The organism is Bacterioplanes sanyensis (genome assembly GCF_014652515.1).
Taxonomy (GTDB): domain Bacteria; phylum Pseudomonadota; class Gammaproteobacteria; order Pseudomonadales; family Oceanobacteraceae; genus Bacterioplanes; species Bacterioplanes sanyensis.
This window is the reverse complement of the sequence record NZ_BMYY01000011.1, coordinates 39,343-58,087: the sequence shown is the minus strand read 5'-3', so window position 1 is coordinate 58,087 and position 18,745 is coordinate 39,343. Positions and strand designations below refer to the sequence as shown.

Sequence of the window (18,745 nt, the reverse complement as noted above, 5' to 3'; positions counted from 1 at the left end):
TGAACAACCGAACAACCGCCGGATAGCGGCGGTCGGTTCAGCTATAAAACAAGGCCCGGTTATCCGGGCCAGTGCCTTACTTCTTCTTCGGGCGACGATTCGCTTTGTGAATCGCCGCGTTATTGACTGCCAACGCAGCCTCGTGCACGGCTTCTGAAACCGTTGGGTGTGAGAACACCATCATGCCCAGATCTTCAGCACTGGAGCCAAACTCCATCGCCACTACGACCTGCTGACACAAGTCACCCGCACTTGGGCCAATAACACTGGCACCTAAGATACGGTCGGTTTCAGCATCGGCGATGATTTTCACAAAACCATCGGTATCTGCGGCTGCCATGGCACGACCGTTGGCCGCAAATGGGAACATGCCCACGTTATACGACTCACCAGCAGCTTTCAGCTCTTCTTCCGTTTTACCCACCCAAGCAATTTCCGGATGGGTGTAAATCACGGATGGAATCACATCGTAGTTCAGTTGCGCTTTGTGGCCAGCGATGCGCTCCGCCACCATCACGCCTTCTTCTGAAGCTTTGTGCGCCAGCATCGGGCCACGCACCACGTCACCAATAGCCCAAACGCCTGGCGCGTCGGTCTTACAGGTTTCGTCGACATGAATAAAGCCACGCTCGTCCAGCTCAATGCCAGAATCACCAGCAAACAGGCCTTCCGTATATGGGCGACGACCCACAGCGACGATCAGCTTGTCGAAGACTTCTGATTTTTCGCCTTCGGCATCTTGGAAAGTCACAGTGACTTGACCATCTTTTACTTCAGAGCCGGTCACACGCGCACCGGTACGAATGTCCATACCCTGCTTGGTGAAGAGTTTTTTCGCTTCTTTAGCGACAGTTTGGTCAACCAGATGCAGGAAGTTGTCCTGCGCTTCCAGAACGACAACTTCAGAGCCCAAACGACCCCACACGCTGCCCAGCTCCAGACCAATCACACCGGCACCGATCACACCCAAGCGCTTAGGCACTTCGGTGAATTCCAGCGCACCGGTAGAGTCAACGATGATGTCATCAGTCAGTGGCGCTGGTGGAATGTTCACCGGCACAGAACCGGTGGCAATGATCACGTTTTCTGCTTCCAACACCTCAGTGGTGCCAGAGTGAGCCGTGAACTCAACCTTTTTACCGGCCAAGATTTTGCCCGTACCTTCCAATGGCGTGACACCATTGGCTTTGAACAGAGTCGCCACACCCATGGTCAGGTTCTTAACGATTTGCTCTTTGCGCTTGAGCATATCGCCAACGTTCATGCTGACGTCGCCGACGCTGATGCCATGCAAAGAGAACTTCTCTTTGGCTTCTTCGTACTTGTGCGAGCTGTCCAGCAGAGCCTTGGATGGAATACAGCCAACGTTCAGACAGGTGCCACCAAAAACGCCTTTACCGTCTTTGTCCAACCACTTGTCGATACACGCGGTGTTCAGACCCAACTGGGCGCAACGGATGGCAGCGACGTAACCGGCAGGGCCACCGCCGATAACAACCACATCAAACTTTTTGCTCATCTCAAATCCTTAACTCTAAATTAAATGTCCAACAGCAGGCGAGCTGGGTCTTCCAACAGGTCTTTGATGGTCACCAAGAACTGTACTGCTTCTTTACCATCAATCATGCGGTGGTCATATGACACTGCGAGGTACATCATCGGCAAAATTTCTACCTGACCGTTCACCGCCATCGGGCGTTCCTGAATTTTATGCATACCCAGAATGGCGGTTTGCGGTGGATTCAGGATTGGCGTTGACATCAGCGAGCCGAAAATACCGCCATTAGTGATGGTAAAGGTACCGCCCTGCATATCCTCGATGCCCAGCTTGCCTTCACGGCCGCGTTTGGCAAAGTCGCCAATGGTGCTTTCAATTTCAGCCAAGCCCATGCTGTCACAGTCGCGCAATACTGGCACGACCAAGCCACGATCGGTAGATACCGCCACGCCAACATCTTGGTAACCGTGATACACCATGTCGTTACCGTCGATGGAAGCATTCACTGCTGGGAAGCGTTTCAGCGCTTCAGTGGCTGCTTTAACAAAGAAAGACATAAAGCCCAGTTTCACGCCGTGCGCTTTTTCAAACTGGTCTTTGTACTTCTTGCGCAGCTCCATGACCGGCTTCATGTTGACTTCGTTGTACGTGGTCAACATGGCGGCATTTTGCTGAGCGTCCACCAGACGTTTAGCGATGGTGGCACGCAGGCGCGTCATAGGTACGCGCTTTTCAACGCGCTCACCTGCTGGCACAGCCGGCGCTGCAGCAGCTGGCGCAGGCGCAGCAGCGGGTGCAGATTTAGGCGCAGATTTCAGGTGGTTCAACACATCTTCTTTGGTGACACGGCCGTCTTTGCCAGTCGCCTTGATATCAGATGGGTTAATGCCCTTCTCATCTGCCAGCTTACGTGCCGCAGGGCTCAGGATGATGTCACCAGCAGCCGCTGGTGCTTCTTCTGCTTCGGCTGCCGCGGGCGTTGCTTCTGCTGCCGGAGCAGCCTCTGCTACCGCACCCTCAACAAAGATACCTAGGACTTCGTCGCTCAGTACCACATCACCTTCTTGCTTGAGGATATCCTTCATGGTGCCGTCCGCTGGAGCGACAACCTCCAACACGACTTTATCCGTTTCAATATCAACCAGCAGTTCATCACGGGCGACCGCTTCACCCGGTTGCTTGTGCCAGGTTGCGACGGTGCCGTCAGCGACGGACTCAGGAAAGGTGGGTGCTTTAATTTCGATGCTCATTTAGAGTTTTTCCTTCGTATTCTGCGTTTGCCTAGCCCTGAAGCCCCAGAGCGTCACGGATCAATGATTCTTGCTGTTCAAGGTGCAGTGCCATGTAGCCTGCCGCCGGCGATGCCGATGCTTTACGCCCAGCGTACTGCAAGTGAATGCCGTCGTTGATCGACGACAACACACGACGCATGTGATGCTGACTGCTGTACCAAGCACCCATGTTCATCGGCTCTTCTTGCACCCAGAACACCTCTTCGGCATTTTCGTACTGCGACAGCACACGCGTTAAATCTGCAGCTGGGAATGGGTACAACTGTTCAATGCGAACAATGGCCACATCGTCTATTTCTTCGCTGCGGCGACGCTCCAGTAAGTCGTAGTAGACCTTACCGGCACACATCAACACGCGCTTAACTTTGTTTTTATCCAGTTCATCAATTTCATCAATGACGGTCTGGAACTTGCCATGAGCGAGCTCTTCTAGCGTGCTGGTCGCCAGCTTATGACGCAGCAAGCTTTTCGGCGACATGACCACCAGTGGCTTGCGCAGCGGTCGAATCACCTGACGGCGCAGCATGTGATACACCTGTGCTGGGGTCGATGGCACACAGATCTGTACATTGTGCTCAGCACACAACTGTAAGTAGCGTTCTAAACGTGCCGAGGAATGCTCTGGACCCTGACCTTCATAACCGTGAGGCAACAGCATGGTCAAACCGCATAAGCGGCCCCATTTGTGCTCACCACTGGAGATGAACTGGTCGAACACCACCTGTGCACCATTCGCAAAGTCGCCGAACTGTGCCTCCCATACCACCAGCGCCGTTGGCATAGTGGTCGCGTAGCCATATTCGAAGCCCAAAACGGCCTCTTCTGACAGCAGCGAATCGTACAGGCTGAACCGCGCCTGACCATCCGCAATATTGGCTAGCGGCACGTAACTATTACCGTCTTTTTGGTTGTGCAAAACCGCATGACGGTGCGAGAAAGTACCACGCCCCACATCTTGACCCGTGATACGCACAGGGTGACCTTCGTGAATAAGGGTGGCATAGGCCATGGTTTCAGCAAAACCCCAGTTAATCGGCAAAGCACCGGCAGTCATCTTGCGGCGATCTTCTAGGATTTTATTGACCTGGCGCTGCACAGAGAAACCTTCCGGTACTTCCAACAGCTTGCTGGACAGCTCTTGCAGGGTTTTCAAATCGAAGGAGGTGTCAGCATCGGCTGTCCACTTGTGACCAACGTAAGGTTTCCAGTCGACAAACAGGGCCTCGTTCGGCTCTTTCACCAAGGCACGGGCGACATGCTCGCCGTTATCTAATGCCGTACGATAGTCTTCTTCCAGCTCTTTTGATTTAGCAGCATCCAGTACGCCTTGTTCAATCAAACGATTGGCATACAGATCACGAGTCGTCTTCTGAGTCTTGATCTTGCTGTACATCAACGGCTGTGTACCGGACGGCTCGTCGGCCTCGTTGTGGCCACGACGGCGGTAGCACACCAAATCAATGACAACGTCTTTCTTGAACTCGTTGCGATAATCTACTGCCAACTGCGTCACAAACAGCACGGCTTCAGGATCATCGCCGTTCACGTGCAAAATTGGCGCTTCAACGATTTTGGCAACGTCGGTGCAATATTCGGTCGAACGCACGTCTTCGCGCTTAGAGGTGGTAAAGCCAACTTGGTTATTGATCACGATATGAATCGTGCCACCGGTTTTGTAGGCACGTGTCTGAGATAGCTGGAAGGTCTCCATGACCACGCCCTGACCCGCAAACGCCGCATCACCATGAATCAATACAGGCACGACTTTATCACCCTGTCGATCTTCACGACGATCCTGGCGCGCCCGCACGGAACCCTCAACAACAGGTGACACAATCTCCAAGTGCGATGGGTTAAACGCCAGTGCCAAGTGCACTTCACCGCCCGGCGTCATCACATTGGAAGAAAAGCCTTGGTGATACTTCACGTCACCATGACTGTGATATTCCGCTTTACCATCAAACTCGTCGAACAGGTCCGATGTTTTCTTGCCCAATATATTGATCAGGGTATTAAGGCGACCACGGTGAGCCATACCAATGACGATTTCTTTAGCGCCATAAGAGCCACTGCGCTGGATCAGCTCATCCATCAGTGGGATAAAGCTTTCGCCACCTTCTAAGCCAAAGCGCTTCACACCGGGATAACGCGAGCCTAAATATTTTTCCAGTCCTTCAGCGGCAGTCAGTCGCTCAAGCAAGTGCAGTTTCACTTCTTCGCCATATTTAGGATGCGAGCGCACGCTTTCTAGGCGCTGCTGGAACCAACGCTGCTCAGCCGTATTGACAATGTGCATGTACTCAGCACCGACGCTATCACAATAGGTGGCCTCGAGTGAGTCAACGATGTCCTTTAACTTGGCTTCGTCATTACCAATGAACAGAGAGCCGGTCTGGAACAGAGTATCCATATCGGCTGCAGACAAGCCGTGGAACCCCAAATCCAGGTCTGGGACATTTTCTCGCTGCATCAGACCCAAAGGATCTAACTTGGCGTGCTGGTGGCCGCGACCGCGATAGGCATTAATGAGCTGCAGTACCTGAACCTGCTTGCGCTCATGTTCTGAACTCACACTGGCAGCCGACGCAGGACGCGCCCGATGCTGATTTTTGGAAAGTAACAGAAATTGTTCACGGATCGGTTTGTGGGGAATGTCGACGGTGGCGTTGTCATCGACACGGGGAAGCTGGTCAAAGTAGTTACGCCATTCTTCGGGCACCTCGTTGGGATCTTTGAGGTAGATCTCGAAGAGCTCTTCCACGTAAGCAACGTTGCCACCCGCTAATTGCGAGGTGCTCCAAAGTTGCTCCATTGTCTGCTCGTGCATTGTGTATGACACCCTGATCATTGTGACTGCGAGGGGAACACCACAGAGTGCACGCACCAGCTCTAATGCAAGGCATGGTAGAGGGTCAACCGGTCAGGTCGCGTTTCCTCTGAGGCGAAGCGGCTGTTTCCGCCCCCTCAAATTAAGGACTAGCTTAGTAAAAATGGCGCATTATAAGCGCCATTCTTGAAAAATTGTCAACATAAGTGGCCTGTGTGTCCAGCCCACTTATGTCTAATGCCGCCGGATGACGACAACACGACCCGATTATACCTGCTGTGATAACAACATGTTACGGATGTGGCCAATTGCCCGAGTCGGGTTTAGACCTTTAGGGCAAACGTTGACACAGTTCATAATACCACGACAACGGAAGACGCTGAATGGGTCACTCAGCTCCGCCAAACGCTCTGCTGTGGTGGTATCACGGCTGTCCGCCAGGAAACGGTAGGCTTGCAACAAGCCTGCCGGACCGACGAACTTATCCGGATTCCACCAGAACGATGGGCATGAAGTTGAGCAGCATGCACACAGAATACACTCGTACAGGCCATCCAGCTTCTCGCGTTCTTCCGGCGATTGCAGACGCTCAATGGCAGGGGCCGGTGTATCGTTACGCAAGTATGGCTTGATCTTCTCGTATTGCTTGTAGAACAAGCTCATATCGATCACCAAATCACGAATCACCGGCATACCTGGCAATGGACGCAGCACCAGCTTGTCCATCTTACCATTGGTCGCCTCAGAAATCGGGGTAATGCAAGCCAAGCCGTTTTTACCATTGATGTTCATACCATCAGAGCCACACACGCCCTCACGGCAGGAACGGCGATAAGCCAAGCTCGAGTCTTGCTCTTTCACCATGGCCAAAACATCCAGCACCATGACGTCACGGTTACCCGGAATATCGATTTCATAGTCGCGCATTATCGGCGCTTCATCGGTCTCCGGGTTATAGCGATATATACTTACTAACATGTGATCACTCCCCGATTAATATGTACGTACTTTCGGCGGGAAGGCTTCCACCGTCTTCGGTGCGAAGTTCACCGCACGTTTACCGATCGACTTGGTCTGTGGGAAGTACAGAGAGTGGCACAACCAATTCTCGTCATCCCGCTCGGTAAAGTCGTTACGCGCATGAGCGCCGCGTGATTCTTTCCGCTCTGTGGCAGCTACTGCCGTTGAGTACGCCGTTTCAAACAGGTTATCGAGCTCCAAGGCTTCTATACGCGCGGTATTGAATGCTGCGCTCTTATCATCCAATACGGTGTTTTTCACGCGCTCGCCGATTTCATCCAGCAGCTTAAGGCCTTTTTCCATGCTTTCGCCTTCGCGGAATACGCCAAAGTACAGCTGCATGGTTTTTTGCAGGTCCGCACGAACGTCTGCTACCTTCTCGCCAGTCGTGGAGTTATTCAGACGATTCAGACGCGCCATGGCGCGCTCGATGTCTTCTTCACTGGCCGCTTCACTTTCGAAACCGTCACGGAAGTTTTGTTCCACCTGCAAACCCACAGAACGACCAAACACCACCAGATCCAGCAGCGAGTTACCACCCAAGCGGTTGGCACCATGCACAGACACACAAGCGATCTCACCAGCCGCATACAGGCCTTCAACCACAACGTCGTTACCGTTTTCATCTTGGGTCAAGGCTTGGCCACCGATATTAGTAGGAATACCGCCCATCATGTAATGACACGTAGGTACTACGGGAATCGGCTCTTTAACTGGATCAGCGTGAGCAAAGGTACGCGACAGCTCCAGAATACCCGGCAACTTGGCGTTCAGCGTTTCTTCACCCAAGTGATCCAACTTCAGGAAGACGTGATCACCGTTTTCACCACAGCCGCGACCTTCCAGAATTTCCATAACCATGGAGCGGGCTACCACATCACGCCCTGCCAAGTCTTTGGCATTCGGTGCATAGCGCTCCATAAAGCGCTCGCCATCTTTGTTGATCAGATAGCCACCCTCACCGCGACAGCCTTCTGTTACCAGAACACCGGCACCGGCAATACCCGTTGGGTGGAACTGCCACATTTCCATGTCTTGCATCGGCACACCTGCACGCAGCGCCATACCGACACCGTCACCTGTGTTGATCAGTGCATTGGTGGTCGACTGATAAATGCGTCCTGCACCACCGGTCGCCAGCACGGTCGCTTTGGCTTTGACGTAAACCGTCTCGCCCGACTCGATATCAATGGCGATCACACCCGCAATCTGACCCTTGGCATTCTTCACCAAGTCGACTGCGTACCACTCATTCAAGAAGGTAGTGCCGCCTTTCAGGTTGCCTTGGTAAAGCGCGTGCAACAGCGCGTGACCGGTACGGTCCGCCGCAGCACACGTACGCGCCGCCTGAGTTGGGTTATCTGGACCTTTCGACTGACCGCCGAACGGACGCTGATAAATACGACCTTCTTCAGTGCGCGAGAACGGCAGCCCCATGTGCTCAAGCTCAAATACCGCTTGCGGACCAACGGAACACATATATTCAATGGCATCTTGGTCGCCGATGTAGTCTGACCCTTTAACGGTGTCGTACATGTGCCAGCGCCAATCGTCATTGGGGTCAGCAGACGCAATCGCACAGGTAATGCCGCCTTGGGCAGACACAGTGTGAGAGCGCGTTGGAAAAACTTTAGTAATACAAGCGGTCTTGATGCCTGCTTCGGTCAATTGCAGCGCAGCACGCATGCCAGCACCACCGCCACCGATTACGATGGCGTCAAAAGACATAGTTCGGATTTTAGCCATAACTTACACACCCCAAAGAATATCGATACCCCAAACCAGGTAGGTGAACAGAAAACCTGCACACACAAACTGGAACGCAAACCGCATACCGGCGGCTTTGAGGTAATCGGTTGAGACAGTCCACATGCCTACCCAAGCGTGGGCACACAGTGAGATAAGGGCGGCCAAAGAGAACACTTTCATCCAAGTTTGCGCGAACAAGCCTTGCCATTGCGCATACTGCAAATCCGGCGATGCGATCAAAAAACCGAGCATGAACAGAGTGTAAAGAGCTAACACAACGGCTGACAGACGCTGAATCACCCAGTCATACAGGCCGCTACGGCCTAAGTTCGTAACACTTGCTACCATACCCACACTCCTGCAAGAACGATCATGATGACACCCCCTACTAGGGTAATGATGGCGCCGGTGCGACCGCCTTCTTTGGTTTCTCCGATACCCATGTCCATTACCAGGTGTTTAACACCGGCAATAAAGTGATAACCAAGGGCGGACAAAATGCCCCAGGTAATAAATTTGACAAGGCCATTATCAAAGGCCGCTTTAAAGTCTGCGAAACTGGATTCAGATTCGAGCGACATGGACAAAGCAGCCAGCATAAATGCAACAGCGACAAACAGGATCACGCCTGAAATACGGTGCAAAATGGAAGCCTTGGCCGGTAGCGGGAGCTGAATGGTAGTCAGATCTAGATTTACTGGTCTATTGCTATTCACGGCTCTAAACACTCTCTTATTGGCAACCCTGACAATTTTCCGCCGGGTAGCTCAGGCTCAAGAATTCAACCCAACCTTGTATAAGTCTTGCACAAGTTTTAGGTTGCGACAAATTATAGTCACCAGAGGCTAGTTTTACAATCGACAACACCTTCGGCAGTTACCGGCAAAGCCCGTGGGCAGGCCATCTTTACAGCCGCTGACAGTTGTCGAGAGGCTACTATACTGGAGCAAACCCGCAGCGCTAGCCCAACCCCCTGGTAATTGACAAACGAGGAACAGCACATATAGTTGGCCCCTCAAATTTAGGTCACACCCTGTTTTTCAGGGATAAAACGATAACAGCAGGAGGCCGTATTATGGCTGACAAGAAAGCAACTCTGAAGGTCGATGGCGTCGACGAGGCACTGGAACTTCCCGTTTACGAAGGCACCGTAGGCCCCGATGTCGTCGACGTTCGCAGTCTGACTGGAAAAGGCCTGTTTACTTACGACCCTGGCTTTGTCTCTACCGCAGCGACCGAGTCAAAAATCACTTACATCGATGGCGCCGCTGGCGTCCTGCTGCACCGCGGCTACCCGATTGAACAACTGGCGGAACACTCTGACTACTTAGAGACCTGCTACTTGCTGCTGCATGGCGAACTGCCATCCGACGAGCAAAAGAGCACCTTCGTCAGCACCATCAAGAACCACACCATGGTGCACGAGCAGTTAAGCCACTTCTTTAATGGTTTTCGCCGCGACGCTCACCCCATGGCCGTTATGTGCGGCGTAGTGGGTGCCTTATCAGCTTTCTACCATGACTCACTGGATATTCATGATGAGCATCATCGCCTGGTGTCGGCTCATCGCTTAATCGCAAAAATGCCGACTCTAGCGGCCATGGTGTACAAATACAGCATTGGCCAGCCGTTCATGTACCCGCGCAATGAGCTGAGCTACTCAGAAAACTTCCTGCACATGATGTTCAACACACCGTGTGAAGAAAAAGAAATCAGCCCAGTGTTGGCTAAGGCTATGGACCGGATCTTCCTACTGCACGCTGACCACGAGCAAAACGCCTCGACATCGACCGTGCGTCTGGCAGGTTCTACTGGCGCCAACCCATTTGCTTGTATTGCTTCCGGTATTGCCGCTCTGTGGGGCCCAGCTCACGGCGGTGCCAACGAAGCTGTGCTGAACATGCTGAATGAAATCGGTGACGAGTCCAACATCGATACTTTCATTGCCAAAGCAAAAGACAAAGACGATCCTTTCCGCTTAATGGGCTTTGGCCACCGGGTTTACAAAAACTTCGATCCGCGCGCCAAGGTCATGAAGCAAACCTGCGATGAAGTACTGGCAGAGCTGGGCATGGAAAATGACCCGCTGCTGAAAATTGCCATGAAACTGGAAAAAATCGCCACTGAAGATGAATACTTCGTTAAGCGCGGTTTGTACCCTAACGTTGACTTCTACTCTGGCATCATCTTGAAAGCCATCGGCATTCCAACGGAAATGTTCACCGTGATCTTTGCTACCGGCCGCACGCCAGGCTGGATTGCTCACTGGAATGAGATGATCAGCGAAGGCTACCGCATTGGCCGTCCGCGCCAACTGTACACAGGCTACGACAAGCGCGACTACCCAGCCTAATTAAAAGCCGCTCACTGAGCGGCTTTTTTTCATTCCCGACCCTCCTAAAAAGGATGACACATGGCCAAACTATGTTTTATTGGCTTAGGCACCATGGGCTACCCCATGGCCGGACACCTTGCCAACGCTGGGCACACAGTGCGCGTTTGGAATCGAACCCACAGCAAAGCTTTGCAATGGGCAGACAACCACAGCGGCCAAGCCTGTGAGTCCATTGCTGAAGCAGCCAAAGATGCCGACGCGGTACTGCTGTGCGTTGGTCGTGACAGCGATGTGCGCGAACTGATCAGTGCTGAAGGTGGCATCGCTACTCACTTAAAACCCGGCACCCTCATCATCGACCACACCACCACCTCCAGCTCGCTCGCCCAAGAAATGCACAGCTACTGCCAGACGCACCAGCTGATTTTTGCTGACGCACCTGTGTCAGGTGGTGAGCAAGGCGCCATCCAAGGCCAACTGAGCCTCATGGTCGGCTGTGATGAAAAGCATTTCGATACATTAAAAAGCCTCACCGCCCCCTACACCAAGGCCATTGAACGATTAGGCAATGCCGGTGCCGGCCAAGCCACCAAGATGGTTAATCAAATTTGCATTGCAGGTCTGGTGCAAGGTTTAGCGGAAGGCCTGCTCATGGCACAAGCACAAAACCTGGACATTGCCAAAGTCGTCAGCGTCATCAGCCAAGGGGCTGCGGGGAGCTGGCAAATGGAAAATCGCCATCAAACCATGAGCCAAGGCGAGTACAACCACGGCTTTGCCGTTGACTGGATGCGAAAAGACTTGGGCATTTGCTTGGACGAAGCTCGCCAAAGCGGCATCAGCTTACCTGTGACGGCGCTGGTTGATCAGTTCTATGCCGAGCTGCAGGCACTGGGCCAAGGCCGCAGCGATACGTCCGCCTTGCTGTACCGCCTGCAGCAGCTTAATCCATCATCGTAACTTGACCGCAGTCGCTTCTGGCTGCCTTGAGGAGCCTGGTCTAGGCTTGGTATTCAGCGAAAGGATATTCATATGACCAAGCCTGACCGCCGCAGTTTATCCGCCCCGTCCAGCGACAACGAACAACCGGATTGGAGCCAGATCAGTGAAACACTGACACTGCTGGCATTGGCGGTCAGCCAAATCGACACCTCATTGCATGAAAGCAGCGACAGCATCAATCAGCTCACCCAACAATTCAGCAGCATCGCCGACAGCACCCAACAGCTCCTAGCCTTATCAGATAGCCAGCAACACCCATCAGTGCGTGAACTGGCCGAGCACATTCAAGCCAGCATCGGGCAGTCTGTGGTTAGCTTTCAGTTTTATGATCGCCTATGCCAGCGTTTGGAGCATGTGAGCGATAGCTTGGAGCATATGGGTCATTTAATCGCAAGCCCAACACAGCGCTACCAACGCCAAGCTTGGCAAGCGCTGCAACAAGATATCAAGTCCAACTACACCATGGAGGCCGAACGGTTGATGTATGAATACATTTTATCTGGCCACTCCATTGCCGAAGCCCTGCAGATATATCGCCATCACTTCGAGACACAGGGCGCCAAACCACACACAGACGACAACAGCGACGAAATCGAGTTTTTTTAACGCACTACCGTCGCCGCCTGACCCACGCTTAAGCTCGTTATATTTCGATGCAAACCGTTCTGGCCAAAAACAATTTTGCCATCGACACGACAATCGTTTTTAAGCACATCCAGAAAATCCGCCTCTCGCTCTAACGTCGTCAAATCCCGAGTCGGAATAACACAGCGAGTGCACAATTTCACCAAATCAATGGAGCCGCCCTCAATGCTTAAAGAGCGCCATTGATTTTCCTCCAACGGGCTAAAATTCGGATCGTTTATAACAACATTGGGGCGAAAACGCCGCACATCTATTTCACGCCCTAAGCGCTCACTGAGAAAATCGACACTGGCCTGATTCACCACCAACAGCGGAAAGCCATCCGCAAAGCCAACCTGTCGCTCGACCGAGCCTACGTATTCTTGTGCAACTGCACGCTGACTTTGTTCGTCCATTTGCACCAAGCGGCACGCACGCCCCAAAAAATCGCTCAAAGCGCTGTGAGTGTCATCCGCTGCTAAGCGCGCCGAAACAACATCACCCCAAACCTCAACATCACAGCGTTCGTCGCGCATTGATACCGAAAACCGCGACTGCCCCGGCCAAGATAATTGCAACTCTCCACCGAACCATTGCGCTTCAATGCGAGCCATGGCCGGCAACTGACGCTGAGTAAGAAATTTCCCTTGCTCATTTACCAGCATAAAACGCCGGTCACCAACTGGCCCCAGCGCGTCCAGCTGCATGCTCTGAACCTCTACCGGCGCACACGATTTTACTGGATAAATAAATAATCGCTCGATACGGGCCATACTGAATCCTTAATAAACACAAAAAAGCCGGCGAAGCCGGCTATTTTGCGCGAATGCAAGACAATGTGCGAATCATCGAACTGGATCGGCAGCCGAGGGCGCCTCCATGCCGAGCTTAACACGAATTAAACGCTGCACTTCATCTGTCATAGCCTCGGGAGCAAACTTGGACAAAAAGCCGTCACAGCCGACCTTCTGTACCATGGCCTTGTTAAAACTGCCAGACAACGAGGTGTGCAAAACAATGGTGGTATCTTTGAGCTCAGGATCTCGGCGTATTTCTGTGGTGAGCATATAACCGTCCATCTCTGGCATTTCAGCGTCGGTGATAATCATCACCAAATCGTTGCGGATATCTTTCCCCTGCTCCTTCCAGTGCATTAGCATTTGATAGGCTTCGAGGCCGTTATTCGCAATAACAATATTGAGCCCCATCGGGGTCAACACTTGTTTCATTTGCTCTAACGCCACATGGGAGTCATCCACAATCAGGATATCTTTACCGCGGATGCGCTCCATCAGTTCCCTGTCATACAGATCCTCAGACAAGTTCAGGTCATAGGGCGCGATTTCTGCCAACACCTTTTCAACATCAATAATCTCAACGATGCGATCATCAATCCTTGTAATGGCGGTTAGATAGTGAGTACGGCCTGAGCCACCTGGAGGTGGCAAAATCTCGTTCCAGTTCATATTAACGATACGGTCCACCCCCCCCACCAGAAAGGCCTGCACCGTCATATTGTATTCGGTCACAATAATGGTGGCTTCATCTTCTGAAGTTTTGAGCGGCCCCATCTGGATAGCATGACGAAGATCCACCACCGGCACCGTTTGCCCGCGCAAATGCGTTACACCGCGCACGACTGGGTGACGATCTGGCATTTTGGTCAGTGTCGGTAGGCGCATCACTTCTTGGACTTTGAACACATTGATGGCAAACAGCTGTGTACCGCCCAAATGAAACAACAGCAACTCTAGGCGATTCTGCCCCACCAACTGGGTGCGGGCGTCAACGCTGCTTAGAACTCCACTCATACCGTGCTCCGCAATGCGATTTTCTTTAAAGTGTAGACAAAGGCCACAAAAACGCCTGTGAAAGCCGTTACAATAAGCACATAGCAACGACGGTAAGACCATGCATCAAGATCCGCCGCCTCTATTGGCCCGCCAGCCCATTTTAGATACCCATTTGCAAGTCGTTGCGTACGAGCTGCTGTATCGTCCGCTGCCGCCTCTTGACCAGCTGGCACAGTCATTATGTGGTGATCAAGCAACGCGTGATGTGATGGTCAGCGCATTTCAAGACTTGGGCATCGAGCAAGTAACCGGTGGTTTACCGGCCTATATCAACTTTACCGAGCACTGGCTACAAAACCCGCCACTACTGGCCCCCGACACTCTAGTGGCCGAAGTCATCGAGTATACCCAGGCCAACGCACAAAACCTTGACGCACTGCAGCGTTTAAAACGCTACGGATATCGCATCGCCTTGGACGACTTCAGCGCCAGCCCGCAACAGCTGGCCATGCTCTCCATGGCGGACATCGTCAAAGTCGACTTGCGCCTGTGCCGCAACCTAGAAGACAGCGCCGCCTTACTCAACCAACACAAACGAGACGGGCAAATATGGCTGGCGGAAAAAGTAGAAGATCATGAAGAGTTCAGTTTCTGCTTAGAAGCCGGCTACACCTTATTTCAAGGCTATTTTTTTGACCGACCTAAGCCTCTGTATGGCAAACGCTTGGCCGATAACAAAGTCGCCGTTTTACAGTTGCTGCAAGTGTTGAACCAGCCCGATGTCGACATGGCCAGTGTTGAGACTCTGCTGCACAGCGAGCCACAGTTGAGTTTTAAACTGTTGCAGCTGGTGAACTCAGCCGCCGTTGGCTGCGTTAGCACCATTTCTTCCATTAAGCACGCATTGGTGTTGGCAGGCTTAGATCGCATTCGAGCTTGGGCCAATATCCTGGCTTTGGGTCGCTTAGATGACAAACCTTTTGCCCTGCGCGAACAAGCTTTGGTGCGCGCTCACTGCTGCAGAGACCTAGCAGCCGATGCCGGCCTAGATACCGACACAGCCTTCACGCTGGGGCTGTTTTCATTGCTGGACGCCTTTACCGACCTACCAATGAGCGATATTTGTCAGCGCCTGCGCTTTGACGACGAGCTCACTCAAGCCTTATTGCATCAACAAGGCCGCTATGGCTTGCTGCTGCAAACCCTGCAATTGCTCGAGCGCGACCACTGGCCCGCCATTGATTGGCCAGCGTTGCAACAGCTCGGGCTTAGCCGCACGCACTTGCACGACCATTATCGCCAAGCCATCGACCACAGTCGCGAGCTGTTTGCCCAGCTAGGCTAAGGCACCGAACTTAAGAGGTGCCTCTAATCTGGGTAGCCTGTGATATCACGAATCGCGCGATACAAAGGCTGCATGCGCTTGTACATTTGTTGATACACCTCACGGTACAAGCGATCGTACAAGCGCACCGTGGGCAAATGCGGCTCAAACACCTGCCCCACCCGAGTCATGGCATCGGTGGCTTGGCGATAATCTCCATACCAACCCAAACCGACGGCACAGTTGATGGCAGCGCCCAAGCCCGACGCCTCAAAGGTGTGCGGCCGTTCCGCGCTCATGCCAAAAATATCCGCCGTCAGCTGCATCGCTGCATCGCTTTGTGAGCCACCGCCGGACACTCGCAGGCGAGTAATGGGCACCTTGCTGCGCTTTTCAATTTGCTCTTTGCCCTGGCGCAGCTCGTAGGCCAAGCCCTCTAAAATGGCACGATACACATGCGCGCGCTTGTGCACGTCACCAAAGCCAATCAAGGCTCCCTTGCCCTCCGGGCCAGGCTGGCGCACCCCAGGCGACCAGTAAGGCTGCATCATCAGCCCCATGGAGCCGGCGGGTACCTGATTGAGCAGGTCGTCAAACAGCTGCTCTGCTGGCACCCCTTGCTCAGCGGCTTTGCGCTGTTCGTAATGAGCAAACTCCTGCTTAAACCAGCTCACCATCCAAAAGCCGCGATACACCATCATCTCGGTGTTGTAATGACCTGGCACCGCTGCCGTGTAAGGCGGAATAAACGGAATGGTCTCTAAGTAGCGTGAGGTGGTGGTATTGATGGTGGCGGTGGTGCCATAGCTTAAGCAGCCAATGTGCGGATCACTGCCACCGGCGCCGAGCACTTCACAGGCTTTATCGGAGGCCGCAGCAATCAGCGGCAGACCTTCTGGTAAGCCTGTCAACCTAGCCGCATCCGCAGTAATGGCGCCCAACGGCTCACCTGGCTGCACCAGCTCTGGCATCATTTCCGGCGTGGCAGCCAGCAGCTTCCACTTCAAGTCGGATTTTTTCGCCCAGCACTGACGGCGATAGTCATAGGGCAAGTAACCGACAATCGAGCCCGCGGAGTCACGCAACTGGCCAGTGAGGCGATGGGTTAAGTAGGCAGATAAATTGACGTAGTAGCGCGTACGACGCCACACATCGGGCTCATGCTGTTGCAGCCAGTTATCCCGTGCCTTGGCACGCATGTCGTTAATCACCGGCGTTAGCCGCAATAGCCGAGTTAACAAGCCCCACAGACCGCCCAATGGGCGCTCTGGTGTGGCTTTGCGCTGGTCCATCCAAACAATCGCCGGGCGCAGCGGCTGAAAATGCTCATCCAGATTGATCATGGTGTAGCGCTGCGTGGTCAGCGCCACGCCGGCAATTTGCTCAGGTGCCACCAAGCCCTGAGACCATAGCCCGGCAAACGCCTGCTGCAGCGCCTGCCAATAATAATCCGGCTGCTGCTCTGCCCAGCCGGGGTGAGCCGACACATAGGCTTCCAGCTCGACCTTGCTCTTAGCCACTTCGTTGCCGTGGCGATCAAACACCAGCACCCGGACACTTTGCGTGCCGTTATCAATGGCCAACACATATTCCGACATGGCTTACTCCGGCAAGCTGTAGGCGCTGCGCCAAATGTGCTCATAGCGCTCACGCTCTTGCTGCCAGCGCGCTTCACTCCAGCCCAATGCCTCGCTGCAGATGCGGCGAATGCGATCGGCGTAAATCAAACCGCCCTGCTCCACCAGCAAGCCAATGCGGGTGCGCCGCAGCAACAGGTCATCTAAGTGTTCAACGGCCTCATGACCGGCGCTGTAGCGCAACTCGGCCCAGCAGCAGCGACAACCGGGTATCAGCTCCAGCTCATCATCACGCGCCTCGGCCAACAGAGTCGACAGCTCAGCGCCATAATGACCGAGCAGGCGCTTTTGCAAATACCCAGGCAAGCCGCGAAAGCGAGCGTCAGCCGGTGCTTGTGCGGGAGTAAATAAACGCTGCTCAAACTCGCCATCGGGAAAGCGCTGAATGTAGGGGCGTGCAGCGTTTAAAACATCAAGGGCAATCAAGCGAAAGGTGGTCAGCTTGCCACCACTGACACTCACCAGGCCGTTGTCATCCCAAACACTGTGGTCGCGTTTTTCTTTCGACGGGTTGAGCGCCCCAGAAGACACCAGCGGACGCACACCCGCCCAGCTGGAAATCACGTCAGATTCACTGAGCTCAGCCTGGGGGAACTGATAGCGCGCCACCTCCAACAAATAATTCAGCTCATCACGCGTCATGCGCGCTTCTTGGTTATCGAGTTTGGGGTTGTCTAGGTCTGTGGTGCCCACCACGGTGCGGCCTTCCCACGGGAAGATAAAAATTGGCCGCTGGTCTTTAGGGTGCAGCGCGGTAAAGGACTGCGCCACCGGTAAGCGCCAAGACGGCACCACAATATGACTGCCCCGCGCAGGGCGAATGCGTGGCGACGCCTGCATTTGACCGCGCAGCTGATCCGCCCAGGCACCCGTGGCATTGACCACCACATCGGCGCGAACGCAATAGCTCTCACCGCTGAGGGTATCCGTCAGCACCGCGCCACACACGCGCTCGCCGTCTTTTTGCAGTTCACTGACCCCGAGGTAGTTCACCACCACCGCACCGTCGCGCTGCGCTTCGCGCAACACCCGCAGCACCAGACGCGAATCATCGGTGACGGCATCGGCAAACTGAGTGCCACCGAGCAACGACTGTTGGCGAATCAGGGGGCTCAGGAACTGAAAAGCCGCACTGGGGAAAAACTGACGGTAACGCTTACCGGCAAAAAAGTCGTACACCCGCAGCAGGGTATTAAACACAAAAGGCCCAGGAAAACCGCCTTGGTAATGGGCCATCAAATAGCCCATGCGATCAACCAGACCCGGCAATTCGGTCATCAAGCGCTCGCGCTCCTGCACCGAATGCATGGTGGTTTTGATGTCACCGGCGGCAATGTAGCGCAAGCCGCCATGCACCATTTTGGAAGAGCGACTGGACGTGCCCCAGGCAAAATCCTGGCGCTCCAGCAGTAAGGTTTTCAGGCCGCGACGGGCCGCTTCACGCGCGATGCCAGCGCCAGTAATGCCACCGCCGGCAATAATAATGTCCCAGTGCTGCTCAGCCTTGAGCGTTGCCAACGCCTGCTCACGGCCACCTGTGTGCCACATTGAATTGGTTTGCATGCTGTCTCCGTCCATAGCCGGAACGAAAAAACGGCCGGCAGAGCCGGCCAAAAAATGAGAATGTAGTGTCGTTATGACTTT

The 18,745-nt window shown here is 53.7% G+C and carries 15 protein-coding genes; 4 read left to right on the top strand and 11 right to left on the bottom strand.

Going from position 1 to position 18,745, the window contains the following annotated elements; translation table 11 throughout:
* Positions 1-76: 76 nt before the first annotated feature.
* From lpdA to sdhC, 7 genes are all read right to left on the bottom strand, one after another.
* Complete coding sequence (gene lpdA, locus IE090_RS14255; RefSeq protein ID WP_189389288.1) at positions 77-1,519, bottom strand: dihydrolipoyl dehydrogenase; 1,443 nt, start codon at positions 1,517-1,519, stop codon at positions 77-79.
* 20 nt (positions 1,520-1,539) lie between these two features.
* Entirely contained in the window at positions 1,540-2,748 is a 1,209-nt protein-coding gene (gene odhB / locus IE090_RS14250; protein ID WP_189389286.1) for a 2-oxoglutarate dehydrogenase complex dihydrolipoyllysine-residue succinyltransferase, read from the bottom strand.
* A 31-nt stretch (positions 2,749-2,779) separates the two neighbouring features.
* Positions 2,780-5,617 carry a 2-oxoglutarate dehydrogenase E1 component gene (locus IE090_RS14245; protein ID WP_189389283.1) on the bottom strand — a complete coding sequence of 946 codons (2,838 nt, stop codon included), beginning with the start codon at positions 5,615-5,617 and terminating at the stop codon, positions 2,780-2,782.
* Positions 5,618-5,884: 267 nt separating this feature from the next.
* Positions 5,885-6,595: a succinate dehydrogenase iron-sulfur subunit gene (locus IE090_RS14240; RefSeq protein WP_189389280.1), complete on the bottom strand. Its 711-nt coding sequence runs from the start codon at positions 6,593-6,595 to the stop codon at positions 5,885-5,887.
* Positions 6,596-6,610: 15 nt separating this feature from the next.
* A complete protein-coding gene (gene sdhA / locus IE090_RS14235; RefSeq protein WP_189389278.1) occupies positions 6,611-8,383 on the bottom strand; it encodes a succinate dehydrogenase flavoprotein subunit in 1,773 nt (590 codons plus the stop codon).
* Between the two features lie 3 nt (positions 8,384-8,386).
* Positions 8,387-8,734, bottom strand: coding sequence for a succinate dehydrogenase, hydrophobic membrane anchor protein (sdhD, locus tag IE090_RS14230; protein ID WP_189389275.1), 348 nt, complete (start codon positions 8,732-8,734; stop codon positions 8,387-8,389).
* Positions 8,728-9,102: a succinate dehydrogenase, cytochrome b556 subunit gene (gene sdhC / locus IE090_RS14225; RefSeq protein WP_189389272.1), complete on the bottom strand. Its 375-nt coding sequence runs from the start codon at positions 9,100-9,102 to the stop codon at positions 8,728-8,730. Before sdhC ends, sdhD begins: the two co-directional genes overlap by 7 nt.
* 359 nt (positions 9,103-9,461) lie before the next feature.
* On the opposite strand from sdhC, the gene gltA reads away from it, so the two are divergent.
* From gltA to IE090_RS14210, 3 genes are all read left to right on the top strand, one after another.
* On the top strand, positions 9,462-10,739 hold the full coding sequence (gene gltA / locus IE090_RS14220) for a citrate synthase (protein ID WP_189389269.1): 1,278 nt from the start codon (positions 9,462-9,464) through the stop codon (positions 10,737-10,739).
* A 60-nt stretch (positions 10,740-10,799) separates the two neighbouring features.
* Positions 10,800-11,681: an NAD(P)-dependent oxidoreductase gene (locus IE090_RS14215; RefSeq protein ID WP_189389266.1), complete on the top strand. Its 882-nt coding sequence runs from the start codon at positions 10,800-10,802 to the stop codon at positions 11,679-11,681.
* Positions 11,682-11,753: 72 nt separating this feature from the next.
* A complete protein-coding gene (locus IE090_RS14210) occupies positions 11,754-12,329 on the top strand; it encodes a hypothetical protein (RefSeq protein ID WP_189389263.1) in 576 nt (191 codons plus the stop codon).
* Here the strand turns inward: IE090_RS14210 and IE090_RS14205 are convergent.
* Both IE090_RS14205 and IE090_RS14200 read right to left on the bottom strand, forming a co-directional pair.
* Positions 12,326-13,120, bottom strand: a complete 795-nt coding sequence (locus tag IE090_RS14205) for an MOSC domain-containing protein (RefSeq protein ID WP_189389259.1) — start codon at positions 13,118-13,120, stop codon at positions 12,326-12,328. The genes IE090_RS14210 and IE090_RS14205 overlap by 4 nt on opposite strands.
* 72 nt (positions 13,121-13,192) lie before the next feature.
* Positions 13,193-14,158 (bottom strand): chemotaxis protein CheV, encoded by a 966-nt coding sequence (locus IE090_RS14200; protein WP_189389255.1) that lies wholly within the window; start codon positions 14,156-14,158, stop codon positions 13,193-13,195.
* 100 nt (positions 14,159-14,258) lie between these two features.
* Here IE090_RS14200 and IE090_RS14195 point away from each other — a divergent pair, with 100 nt between their 5' ends.
* Positions 14,259-15,485, top strand: coding sequence for an EAL and HDOD domain-containing protein (locus IE090_RS14195; RefSeq protein WP_189389253.1), 1,227 nt, complete (start codon positions 14,259-14,261; stop codon positions 15,483-15,485).
* Positions 15,486-15,508: 23 nt separating this feature from the next.
* On the opposite strand, the gene IE090_RS14190 is transcribed toward IE090_RS14195, so the two are convergent.
* Both IE090_RS14190 and IE090_RS14185 read right to left on the bottom strand, forming a co-directional pair.
* Positions 15,509-17,062: an FGGY-family carbohydrate kinase gene (locus IE090_RS14190; RefSeq protein WP_189389250.1), complete on the bottom strand. Its 1,554-nt coding sequence runs from the start codon at positions 17,060-17,062 to the stop codon at positions 15,509-15,511.
* 3 nt (positions 17,063-17,065) lie between these two features.
* Positions 17,066-18,664 (bottom strand): glycerol-3-phosphate dehydrogenase/oxidase, encoded by a 1,599-nt coding sequence (locus IE090_RS14185; RefSeq protein WP_229815783.1) that lies wholly within the window; start codon positions 18,662-18,664, stop codon positions 17,066-17,068.
* Positions 18,665-18,745 lie beyond the last annotated feature (81 nt).